This is a genomic window from Paenibacillus sp. PastF-3, from assembly GCF_029893135.1.
GTDB classification, from domain to species: domain Bacteria; phylum Bacillota; class Bacilli; order Paenibacillales; family Paenibacillaceae; genus Paenibacillus_AQ; species Paenibacillus_AQ nitricinens.
In genome coordinates this window covers 42,141-53,769 of record NZ_JARXWM010000004.1, presented here as the reverse complement: position 1 = coordinate 53,769, position 11,629 = coordinate 42,141, and the positions used below count along the sequence as shown (strand labels likewise).

At 43.7% G+C, this 11,629-nt stretch carries 13 protein-coding genes; 9 read left to right on the top strand and 4 right to left on the bottom strand.

From position 1 onward, the window contains the following. Positions 1-33 precede the first annotated feature (33 nt). The 8 genes from M2444_RS09865 (at position 34) to M2444_RS09830 (ending at position 8,566) form a co-directional block, all read left to right on the top strand. Positions 34-2,787 carry an alpha-mannosidase gene (locus tag M2444_RS09865; protein WP_280786849.1) on the top strand — a complete coding sequence of 918 codons (2,754 nt, stop codon included), beginning with the start codon at positions 34-36 and terminating at the stop codon, positions 2,785-2,787. Between the two features lie 150 nt (positions 2,788-2,937). Further along, complete coding sequence (locus M2444_RS09860; protein WP_094869363.1) at positions 2,938-3,699, top strand: IclR family transcriptional regulator; 762 nt, start codon at positions 2,938-2,940, stop codon at positions 3,697-3,699. Then, positions 3,699-4,472, top strand: a complete 774-nt coding sequence (locus tag M2444_RS09855; RefSeq protein WP_280786848.1) for an SDR family NAD(P)-dependent oxidoreductase — start codon at positions 3,699-3,701, stop codon at positions 4,470-4,472. The genes M2444_RS09860 and M2444_RS09855 overlap by 1 nt, the downstream gene beginning before the upstream one ends. Before the next feature lie 35 nt (positions 4,473-4,507). Continuing rightward, the gene (locus M2444_RS09850) at positions 4,508-5,419 is read left to right on the top strand and encodes a fumarylacetoacetate hydrolase family protein (RefSeq protein WP_280786847.1); all 912 of its coding nucleotides are present in this window, start codon (positions 4,508-4,510) and stop codon (positions 5,417-5,419) included. A gap of 28 nt (positions 5,420-5,447) precedes the next feature. After that, positions 5,448-6,308, top strand: coding sequence for an amidohydrolase family protein (locus M2444_RS09845; RefSeq protein WP_280786846.1), 861 nt, complete (start codon positions 5,448-5,450; stop codon positions 6,306-6,308). A gap of 3 nt (positions 6,309-6,311) precedes the next feature. After that, on the top strand, positions 6,312-7,082 hold the full coding sequence (locus M2444_RS09840) for an SDR family NAD(P)-dependent oxidoreductase (protein ID WP_280786845.1): 771 nt from the start codon (positions 6,312-6,314) through the stop codon (positions 7,080-7,082). 26 nt (positions 7,083-7,108) lie between these two features. Further along, positions 7,109-7,432 (top strand): L-rhamnose mutarotase, encoded by a 324-nt coding sequence (locus tag M2444_RS09835; protein WP_280786844.1) that lies wholly within the window; start codon positions 7,109-7,111, stop codon positions 7,430-7,432. Positions 7,433-7,468: 36 nt separating this feature from the next. Further along, the gene (locus M2444_RS09830) at positions 7,469-8,566 is read left to right on the top strand and encodes a mandelate racemase/muconate lactonizing enzyme family protein (protein ID WP_280786843.1); all 1,098 of its coding nucleotides are present in this window, start codon (positions 7,469-7,471) and stop codon (positions 8,564-8,566) included. 104 nt (positions 8,567-8,670) lie between these two features. Here M2444_RS09830 and M2444_RS09825 read toward each other — a convergent pair whose 3' ends face one another. The 3 genes from M2444_RS09825 to M2444_RS09815 form a co-directional block, all read right to left on the bottom strand. After that, positions 8,671-9,555, bottom strand: a complete 885-nt coding sequence (locus M2444_RS09825) for an IS3 family transposase (protein ID WP_280786842.1) — start codon at positions 9,553-9,555, stop codon at positions 8,671-8,673. Further along, positions 9,510-9,824 carry a helix-turn-helix domain-containing protein gene (locus tag M2444_RS09820; RefSeq protein ID WP_280786841.1) on the bottom strand — a complete coding sequence of 105 codons (315 nt, stop codon included), beginning with the start codon at positions 9,822-9,824 and terminating at the stop codon, positions 9,510-9,512. Before M2444_RS09820 ends, M2444_RS09825 begins: the two co-directional genes overlap by 46 nt. A gap of 112 nt (positions 9,825-9,936) precedes the next feature. Next, positions 9,937-10,374: a MarR family transcriptional regulator gene (locus M2444_RS09815; protein WP_256989808.1), complete on the bottom strand. Its 438-nt coding sequence runs from the start codon at positions 10,372-10,374 to the stop codon at positions 9,937-9,939. 334 nt (positions 10,375-10,708) lie between these two features. Between M2444_RS09815 and M2444_RS09810 the strand changes: the two genes are divergently transcribed. Beyond that, the gene (locus M2444_RS09810) at positions 10,709-10,897 is read left to right on the top strand and encodes an HAD family hydrolase (protein ID WP_280786840.1); all 189 of its coding nucleotides are present in this window, start codon (positions 10,709-10,711) and stop codon (positions 10,895-10,897) included. Between the two features lie 137 nt (positions 10,898-11,034). On the opposite strand, the gene M2444_RS09805 is transcribed toward M2444_RS09810, so the two are convergent. Beyond that, positions 11,035-11,604 carry a YdeI/OmpD-associated family protein gene (locus tag M2444_RS09805; RefSeq protein WP_280787046.1) on the bottom strand — a complete coding sequence of 190 codons (570 nt, stop codon included), beginning with the start codon at positions 11,602-11,604 and terminating at the stop codon, positions 11,035-11,037. Positions 11,605-11,629 lie beyond the last annotated feature (25 nt).

The window sequence follows — 11,629 nt, the reverse complement described above, 5'->3', positions numbered from 1 at the left end:
AGAAAACGTATTGCATATAAGGAGGTCTTCACTTTGGAAAGCTCAGATAAATCTATTAAACCTCAGACTGCTCATATCATTTCTCATACCCACTGGGACCGGGAATGGTATCTTCCATATGAGAAGCATCACGTGCGTCTTATTAAACTGGTCGATGAATTGCTGGATCGATTGGACGCGAATGGTGAATTTAAGAGTTTCTTTCTGGATGGACAGACCATTATTCTGGAGGATTATCTTCAAGTTCGTCCCGAAAATCAAGAGCGTCTACAAAAATATATTACGGAAGGTCGTCTTCTGATCGGACCTTGGTATATTCTGCAGGATGCTTTCCTTACCAGCGGAGAGGCAAACGTACGTAATATGCAGATTGGTCATCAGGATTCGAAGCGTTACGGAGAACCTTCCAAGATCGGTTATTTTCCGGACACCTTTGGACTAGTTGGCCAGACTCCACAATTAATGAAGCAATCGGGCATTAATAATGCCTTTTTTGGAAGAGGTGTAAAGCCGACTGGATTCAACAATACAGTATCGGACGGTGGATATGAATCTTCGTTCTCGGAGCTGGTATGGGAAGGTCCGGATGGATCGAAAGTGCTTGGCATTTTATTTGCAAACTGGTATTCGAACGGAAACGAAGTGCCAGTGAATGAAGCAGAGGCAAAAGAGTTCTGGGAGAAGAAGTTAGCAGATGCGCGGAAATTTGCCTCTACAGGCGAGCTACTATTCATGAACGGCTGCGATCATCAGCCGGCTCAGCTGGATTTGCCGGAGGCGATCGAAACTGCGAAGCGGCTATATCCAGATATGGAGTTTGTCCATTCTAACTTCCCTGATTACCTTAAGGCTGTAGAGGATGTAATGGATCACAACAAATTATCGACCGTAAAGGGCGAACTGCGAAGCCAGCACACTGACGGATGGGGGACGCTAGTGAATACCGCATCTGCTCGTGTTTATTTGAAACAGATGAATCAGGAAGGTCAGGTCTTGCTTGAAAAAGTGGCCGAGCCACTTGCTTCGTTCGCGCATTTACTGGGCAAAGATTATCCCCATCATCTGTTCACCTATGCCTGGAAGACGCTGATGCAGAATCACCCGCATGACAGCATTTGCGGCTGCAGCGTGGATGAGGTGCATCGAGAAATGGTCACCCGTTTTGATAAAAGCCGCCATGTAGCAGAGACCATTGTTGATGATAGTAAGCGTGTGATCGCAGATGCGGTTGATACGTCTGGTTTTACAGCATATGGTGAAGAAGTGCTTCCACTCGTAGTTATGAATACGACCGGATGGAGTCGCACGGGTACAGTGAGCATAGAAATTGATGCGGCACGTCTATATTTGCGAGAGGGTTTCTCTTTAGAAGAAACAGCCAGCCGTATGAAAGATATTGATTTAAACGGCCGTGAATTAGTAGACGATCAAGGGAATACCATTACATGCCAGATGGAGGATTTGGGTCTTCAGTTTGGTTATGATTTGCCTGACGATAAATTCCGCCAGCCCTATATGTGCCGCCGAGTAAGACTTACCTTTGAAGCTGTGCAAGTTCCGGCGCTGGGTCTTCGTGCATATGCGTGGGTTCGCCGTGCTAACGCAGGGTTGCCTATAGCTCCTGAATCTTTGCTTCAAGGGGATCGGGTGTTGGAGAATGAGACCATCAAAGTAGTGATCCATGATAATGGTTCATTTACGCTGAGTGACAAAGCCAGTGGCATGACCTACCGGGATCTTGGTATGTATGAGAACACAGGTGATATCGGGAATGAATACATGTATAAACAGCCAGAGGGTGAACAAGCTTTAACGACTAAGGGACTACAGGCGAACATTTGTGTTCTGGAAAACACACCTTATCGAGCATCTGTGGAAATTAAGCATGACTGGGAGATTCCAGTCTCAGCAGATGATAAGCTGGACGAGGAACAGCGTGCTCTTGTGTACTACCCAGAGCGGAAAGCACAGCGCAGTAATGACACAGTCATTCTTAAACTTCGTACCGTAATTAGCTTGGAGCGGGGCGGGAAGGGGCTGCATATCGAAACGAAGATAGACAATAAAGCCAAAGATCACCGGATTCGGGCGCTATTTCCGACAGATTTATGCACCGCCACACATCATGTGGATTCGATGTTTGAGGTTGCGGAGCGGAATATTGAGCCAGCTGCAGAATGGATGAATCCGAGTAATACGCAGCATCAGCAAGCCTTTGTTGATATCAGTAATGACACAGCCGGTCTAACCGTCGCTAACTTTGGATTAAATGAATATGAAGTGCTAAGAGACGGTCGTAACACCATTGCGATTACACTACTCCGTAGCGTGGGTGAACTGGGAGACTGGGGGTTGTTCCCGACTCCAGAAGCGCAGTGTCTCGGAGAGCACGTTGTACGTATGGAGCTCATCCCACACACAGGAGATGGTATAGCCTCAGGTGCTTTTGCTGAAGCCTATCAATTCCAGATTCCTTGGATCGTATGTCAGACTGATGTACATGAAGGAGCAATTGCTCCGGTGTATACTCCATTCGAATGGGAGAGTCATGAGCTCGCATTTTCCTCTCTAAAAATGAACGAGCAGACTGGAGACCTACTGCTTCGCTGGTACAACATGAGTCAGCAGAGTACCGACCTGACCATCCGTTCAACGATACCGCAGCAGTATTTCTATAAGACGTCGATCCTGGAAGAGGAGAGCCACCCACTCTCTAGTGAAGAGAAAGGCAGTTCGCTCTTACAGATCGGTCCATGTGAAATTATAACGATTGGTATTCGGAGATAATATGAATATAAAGACGATAGTTAACCTAGGCATCAGCTTGGGAGCTATCGTCTTTTTTTAAAAAAAAAGATTGCCAAATATAACTAATAAAATTAAAATTAGTTTGTATAGAAAACTTGGTTTTGTATAATGTTCGAAGGAGGTGCTCACATGGAGAAAAAATATTGGGTGCCTGCTTTGGAGAAAGCAGACGGGATTCTACGCCTTGTATCCGAGGAACCCTATAAGCATCGATTAATTGATTTATCCAATCAGCTTGGTATCCATAAGAGTTCTATGTATTCTATTTTGCAGACTATGGAAGTACTTGATTGGGTGAATAGAGATACTAACGATACTTATGCCATTGGCTCCGCTACGGGAAGGTGGGGAGATTCCTACTTGCAAGGTCAGGACTTAATCTCATCATTCCACCGAGAAGCTGCCGCCACAAGAGAACGCCTGCAAGAGACGGTTCAGTTGGCCAGACTTGAAGGTAATGAAGTGTTGTATCTGGCTAAGGAGGAAGCGCCGACTATGGTCAGGCTAGCATCCGGCCCCGGTATGAAGTTCCCGGCTCATGTGACTGCACTTGGGAAATTGCTTCTGTCGTTCATTGATGATAAAGATCTGGATTCATTATACCCGATTCAAGAATTAACGAGCGCTACAGAGTATTCATTGAAAACTAAGGCCGATCTGGTTAAGCAACTACGAATCATCCGCGATAAGGGGATTGCTTTCGATGAGCAGGAAGTTATCGTTGGGTTCAGCTGTGTTTCAGCCCCGATCCTATCTAAATCAGGTGAGGCTATCGCAGCAGTGAGCTGTACCATGCAGCAGCATATCTGGGAGAAAAAGAAGGATGTTGCGGAGGCTGAAATTCGTCATTTGGCGAATCGGTTATCGCTATACCAAGGAGGCAATCATTAATGAGATTAGCCAATAAAGTCATCTTAATTACGGGATCAGGTTCAGGGATCGGAAGAAGCACGGCATTGCTGTTTGCTCGTGAAGGCGCAACTGTAATTGTGAACGATTTAGATGAAGCAAAAGGTATAGAGACTTTGAAGAATATTCATGAAGATGGAGGAAAAGGTCATTTCATCCATGCGGATGTGACCCATGCTGAATCTGTAGAGCAGATGGTAGATCAAATCATTGAACACTACGGTCATATAGATGTGCTTTTTAACAACGCAGGAATTAGCGGAGTAGGCGCTTTACATGAAGTTGAACCGGATGCATGGGAACGGGTAATTCAGGTTAATATTCGGGGTGTATATTTGCCATCCAAATATGTGCTACCTCATATGATGAAACGAAAATCCGGCAACATCATTAATATGTCCTCTTGCGTCGCAGAAATCGGGCTCGCCAGAAGAGCTTCTTATTCAGCTACCAAAGGAGCGGTATTGGCCCTGACGAAATCCATGCAAGTAGATTACGCAGCATACAATATTCGTGTAAATGCCCTTTTACCAGGCACAATCTTAACGCCGTTCGTTGAGAATTACTTAAAAACCTCTTACGATAATCCGGAAACTGCGATTGCGTCAATTAAGAAACGTCAGCTTAGTGAAGAGCTCGGCTTACCTGAGGATGTTGCCCAAGCCGCCTTATTTCTTGCTTCGGATGAATCAAAATTTATGATGGGTTCTCCTCTCTATATTGATGGAGGCGCAACTTTTGGGAAAAACGCCTGAACAGCATGAAACGATAAAAGGAAGGGGAACTAATAATGAAGTTATTAACATTCCTTAACAATGGCGATTACCAATTAGGGGTCGTAACAGAAAAGGGAATATTGGATGTTGCAAGCGCTTTAATAGATTTGCCTAGACAGTATGGGTATTCCGTACCTATGACCGTTCACGAAGTCATTGACGGTGGTGAGGCAGCGGTTTCGAGGCTGGATCAATTCACAACTCAAGCACTGGATATAGCTGGAGAAGACTGTTCATACCTATTAGATGAAGCGAAGTTGACACTCGGTCCATGCGTGACTCATCCAAATAAAATTATCTGTGTCGGTCTTAACTATCGCAAGCATGCGGTTGAAACGAACGCAGCGATCCCTGAGTTCCCGATATTGTTCAATAAATTTAATAACACGTTGGCGGGACATGGCGGCGATATTCCGCTTCCAAGAGTGACAAAAAAAGTTGATTACGAAGCAGAGCTTGTGATCGTTATCGGTAAATCAGCTAAGTACGTTACGAAAGAGGACGCGCTTAACCACGTATTTGGTTATTGCAACGTAAATGATTTGTCCGCACGTGACTTGCAGCTAAGGACTCCGCAATGGCTGTTAGGCAAGTCATGTGATAAATTCTCTCCTCTTGGACCTTATTTAGTTACAACGGATGAAATAGAAAACCCGAATGATTTAGAGATTAAATGTACAGTCAACGGAGAAATCCGCCAGCATTCGAATACGTCAGATATGATTTTCCAATGCGATGAGATCGTAAGTTATATTTCGCAACATATGACGCTTGTGCCTGGAGACATCATTTTGACTGGAACACCAGAAGGCGTCGTCCTCGGTTATCCGGTAGATCAGCAGATTTACCTGAAGGCTGGTGATATCGTCACGATTGAGATTGAGAAGCTCGGCAAGCTGACGAATCGGCTCGTTAAGGAAGACTGAGAATGTACTCATTTTGTGAGGTGAAAGCATGAGAGTTGATGCACATCAGCATTATTGGCGATTAAGTCGAGGCGATTACGTATGGCCTACACTAGAATTTCCATTACTATATAAAGATTTTATGCCTGATGACCTGACAGAATCATTACTACGACATGGAATCATGAAAACCATTGTTGTTCAAGCAGCAGCTACTGTTGAAGAAACTGAATTTCTACTAAGTTTATGCGAGATCCATGATTCAATAGCTGGTGTTGTGGGGTGGCTAGATTTAGAGCAGGACAATTTTACGGAAACCTTTGAACTTTTGCGTAAAAATCCTTATTTTATTGGCCTCCGATTAATGCTTCAAAGTATTGATGCTGATGAATACTTGCAACGTCCTCAAGTTATTCATCATTTAAAATGGTTAGAGACCATGGGATTCCCTGTTGATTTATTGATCCATGCTGCACAATTCCCAGCCGTATTGAAATTGCTCAAGCTTGTGCCAAATCTACATGCGGTCATTGACCATATAGGTAAGCCACAAATTTCCCAGCAGGAAACCTCACCTTGGCAAGAGTGGGTTACGGAGGTCGCGCAATATCCCCAGACGTATTGCAAACTTTCAGGTATGGTTACCGAAGCAAATTTGGCGGCCTGGGTAGAGTCTGACTTTAACTTTTATATCAAACACGTCATACATGCATTTGGATTAAACCGTGTCATATTCGGCAGTGACTGGCCAGTGTGCCTGCTTGCAGCAAGCTATGATCAAACAGTAAGCATTTTGTTAAACAATTTACCTGAAGCGCTTACAGAGCGAGAATTAGACGATGTTTTTGGCAAAAATGCGATCCGCTTTTATCAATTGGAGACATCACATTTTATTGAAACTGGAGTGTAGCCTATGCAATTACAAGGGAAAGTCGTTATTGTTACAGGCGGTGGCTCTGGGATTGGCGAAGCGACTGCCAAATTATTTGTTAGTGAGGGTGCCAAGGTGATCATTGCGGACTGGAATGAGGCTGAAGCTAAACGAGTAGTCGAGGAAATTCATTCAGTTCATTGTGGGGATTCTGTTGCTTACGCTGTGAAAACAGATGTTTCATCGGAGCTAGAGGTTAAACAATTGGTAGAATGGGTCCTAAATAAGATTGGCAAGATTGACATTCTATTCAATAACGCAGCTGTTGTATTGCCGAAGTCCTTGGAGGATATTTCTGAATCAGAATGGACTCGTACCTTAGATATCAATTTGAAGAGTGTCTATTTGATGATTAAATTCTGCATTCCTTCGATTAGAGAAAACCGTGGCTGCATCGTGAATATGGCATCATTAAGCGGATTGGTAGGCCAAAAGCAAAATCCGGTATACTCTGCTTCAAAAGGCGCAATTATTGCAATGACTAAAGCATTAGCGTTGGATTATGCGAACGATGGAGTCCGTGTCAATTGCATATGTCCAGCAGGTGTAATGACGCCTTTATTAGAAGAGTGGATCGGTCAACAGCCCAATCCGGCAACTACAGTACAAGATTTGATCGATATGCATCCATTGGGAAGATGTGCTTCAACGGAAGAGATAGCTAGAGCCGTGTTGTATTTAGCGAGTGATTTATCCGGATTTGTTACGGGTGTAGCGCTCCCTGTTGATGGTGGAGCAGCCTTAGGTTATTAATGAGTTATTGGAAAGGGAGGGGCGGAATGACTCGATATGGGAGTGTTATTCATGTCAAGGATGAGAAGCTGGAAGAATACAAAGCGTTACATGCATCTGTATGGCCTGAAGTGTTGGATAGATTAAGGAAATGCAACATTAAGAACTATTCCATTTTTTATAGAGACGGCTATTTGTTCAGTTATTTTGAATATACAGGGGCTGACTATACGGCTGATATGGCCATCATGGCTGAAGATCCTCGTACACAAGAATGGTGGAGCTTAACAGATCCTTGTCAGTATCCTGTGAAGTCTGCATTAGAGGGTGAATGGTGGGCGAGTATGGATGAGGTTTTCCATTTGGATTGAGTAATTATTTCATTTAAAGCTAGGGAGATGAAAAAAATGAAAATTACAAAAGTAGAAAGCTTCGTCTTACACGTTCCGATTACGCCACCAATTACGGATGCAATTAATGTTGCTACGCATTGGGGACTTGCAGGCATTCGGATTTTTACAGATGAGGGTTTTGTGGGGTATGGGTATACAGGAACTTGTGCACATGGTGATGATATGATCGTTGATACGATTGACCGTTATTACGCTCCTTTATTAATTGGCAAAGATCCGTTTATGGTTAAAGAAATTTGGGATGAGCTGCGTTTTGGGAAAATGCATTGGATTGGTAGAGCGGGAGTAACTCATATGGCATTGGCTGCAGTAGATATTGCACTTTGGGATATTATGGCGAAAGCTTCCAATAAACCGTTGTGGCAATATCTTGGCGGACATAAATCCAAACAAATAAAAGCTTATAATACAAACGGCGGCTGGTTGAACTGGTCTAAAGAACGTTTAATAAGGGACGTTACTGAAATAGTAGAGCAGGGCTTCACTGGAGTCAAAATTAAAGTGGGTAAAGCAGATTCACATGAGGATTATGATCGTTGCAAAGCGGTTCGTAAGGCGATAGGAGATCAAACCATCTTCATGATCGATGTGAACCAACAGTGGAATATCAATACAGCGATGACATGGGGGAGGAAGTTAGAGGAATTTGATTTGTTCTGGTTAGAGGAACCCTTAAATCCAGATGACATCATGGGACATAAGAAGCTGGCCGATGCATTAAATGTACCTATTGCGTTAGGTGAACATGTCTATACGAAATATGCATTCCGGGATTATATCCATCATGGGGCACTCGAATATTGCCAAGTAGATGTAACGCGTGTTGGTGGGATTACGGAATGGCAACAGATTGCAGGTTTAGCCGCTTCATACGATATTCCGATTTGTCCGCATGTTGGTGATATGGGGCAAATTCATCAGCATTTGGTTGCAGCAACACCGGGTGCGATCATGCTGGAATACATTCCTTGGATCCGTCATATTTTTGTGGAGCCGGCCACTGTAGTCAACGGGCACTATATACTTCCTCAAATGCCGGGTGCATCAACAGAGATTATACCAGCGCTGTTTGATCTGTATCGAGTGAGATAATGAAGAAGATGATGCTTTAAGCCTACACTCATAAGTGGAACATGAACAAGAAACCCGCTTTATGCATGGTCAAGACCCCATTTTATAGGCACTGAAAAAAGACCCTAGGCTATAAGCTGCTCCCGGTACCGAACCGGAGGCAGCTTATTTAGCTTTCGTTGTGGTCGATGCTTGTTGTAAAAGTGGATATATTCTTCAATTTTCCTTTGTACCTCGTCCATATTTCGGATATCATAAGGGTAGAGTCCTTCCGTTTTGAGATGCGAGAAGAAGCTCTCCATCGAGGCATTGTCATAACAATTTCCTCGACGAGACATGCTGATTTGGGCGCTAACCTTTGGCAGCATGTCGTGGTATGCATGAGACGTGTACTGGAATCCCTGGTCGCTATGAACGATCAGCCCGGTCACGTCTTTTGTCTTGCTAAAGGCTTTCTCAAAGGTCTGTAGAACCAGTGGATTGTCATTTCTCTGACTCATGTGGTAGGCTACAATCTCATTTTTAAACAAGTCTTTCACCGCTGAGAGGTAAATCCACGACTCCCCCACCCGGTATGGTGTGACATCTGTGACCCACTTTTGGTTGGGCGTATCCGCCTGGAAATCCCGTTTCAATAGGTTTTTAGCTACACGACCTTCAGTAGAAGAAGCGTAGTTGCAGCGATGTTTCCGCCGAATCCGTGAGCGGATGCCCAGCATCTGCATAAGCCGAAGTACCTTCTTATGATTCATCCAGACCCCATGATCCTGTAGCAAGAACAGTTGAAGCTGACGGTAGCCGTAGACTCCATTGTAGTGCTCATAGACCTTCTTCACGAGTGCCTCATCTTCTCGGTCCCGATGGAATTCTTTGCGCTTTAGAAAAGCGTAGTAACCGCTTCGGGAGACCCCAAAAACTTTACAAAGATGACTAACCGGATATTCGTTTGCGGCTCTCTCAATCGTTACATACCGTTTGGCTTCATCTCCTGCATCCAGATTTCCAAGCACTTTTTTAGCATTTCGTTCTCCCGTTTTAGCCGCTCTACTTGCCTGTCTCGATCGACGTACTCCTCGCGCCTTCCCCGTTGATCCACAAGTCCGAACTCTCCGAGTTCCCGATATTTCCTCATCCATGCTTTCAGTCGATGTCTGTCTGTGATTCCAAACTTCTCCATGATTTTACGATAGGTCCAACCTTCCACGACGTGAAGGCGTATCGCCTCTATCTTGGTCTCATACGAATACTCTTTAAACTTCTGACCTTTTATCGCTGGCATAAAAAATGCACCCCCTAGAATTTCATCGGACAAACCAGGGGTTTTATCCAATGTCTATTCTAAGGGGTGCACTTCATGCAATAAGCGGACGTTCTTGTTTTTAGCATTTGAGTCAAGAAGAAGACTTACTGCGTGTTCCGGAACTGAGATGATCAATTTGCTCGTCTAAAACGGTGCTGGCTTTGCCTAAAAATTGTGAAATGAGGGCAAGTTCTTCATCGGTATAGGAAGCAGCCAATTTAACCATAGCAGTATGAAGCGGCAGGTAGGTGTCAATAACATCTTCTTTATTTTCATACAACGGGACAATAATTACTTTACGGCGATCATTAGGGTCGTTTTGTCTGCGAACGTATCCGTTTTTTTCGAGACGATCTATTAATGCAGTAACGCTGCCAGTGGCAAGTCCAGTTAGTTTGGACAGCTCTCCAGCGGTAATGGGGCCTTTTTCACGCAGGATATCCACAGATAAAAAATCATTATTGTATAACCCAAGAGAGGCGGCTACGTTTTGCTGGTATACCACCGTTCGGGTTCCCAGACCACGCATGAGTAAGGTGAATTGTTCTTGCTCTGGTGTAGGTTGAGCTTGTTCATGGCTTGACAAAGGATAACGCCCCTTTTAAAATCTTTATATCTTGTTAATCAAGATATTTGATTGTGAAGTTATTTTAAAATGTGTTATTTTACAAATTCATTCTATCGAAATAAGCATACTTTTGCAAAAGAAGTAGTATGACAGCATTCGTAATCGGTTATGGATAAGAGATATATCTATGTGTGATTGCTTTAATTGAGAGGGGAATCATGATGAAAGAAGCTATTGTTATTAAAGGCGCACGAGAGAACAATCTGAAGAATGTCTCGCTCACGATTGTACCGTTATGATTGGCAACAATCTTAGCCGTGACATGAAGGGGGCCAATGCGCTAGGCATCACCAGCATTTTTCAGAGCTGGACGCCCCGTTATCCCCATGAGCCGGCAGATGAGTCTGAACGTCCGATGTATACAGTTAGTGAGCCGCTGCAATTGCTAGAGTTGATTGAGAGGCTGAACGCTGAGGTCAAGTAAGCTGGAAGTCGTTCATTATGCTATTTTTCCATAATTAAATACAAAAAAGAGAAACCCGAGGTCATGAGAATGACTGGGTTTCTCATCTTTCTTAATCAATCAGCAAGAGTTACAAAGCAATTTTATGATCCAGCAGCTTAATAATCTAGAAGCCGTCCATGATCATGCCATTGACCGTATATTTTATTTTCTTTAGTGTTTATTATAAATTTATCTAACTTACGCTTAAATAAATCTGGTTGATGTGTATAGCTTTGTATCGTGTCGATCCGGACTCTTGTATAAAGAGCTGGAAAGGTTAAGAGGTTCTCATATACCTGCTGCTCCTCTTTTAACCTTTGTTCTATAACCCTATCGACTTTAAAAGAAGCGAGATTCATATCCGGAAGTACCTTTCTTCCTTCGTCACTCATTAGCCCCAGTTTATCGAGGCGGCGGACACGTTCTTTATTTAATTCTGTCCAAGAGCTTCGTTTGCTTCTGGGAGACAGTCGCTGTGCCAGTTGCGTTTCAGAAACTTTCTTTTTCACTCCATCGATCCATCCAAAGCACAAACATTCCTCAACCACATCCAAATACAGCAATGTTTCTGAATTTGGCGTCATACTTACGAGTACCCAACAAAACTTTTCAGTCGTATGATTCTGCTGCAGCCAAACCCGTAAATCTTCTCTCGATTTTACTGTGATTAGATTTTCTATCTCCATCATTAAATTCCAATTTCCTTTCTAG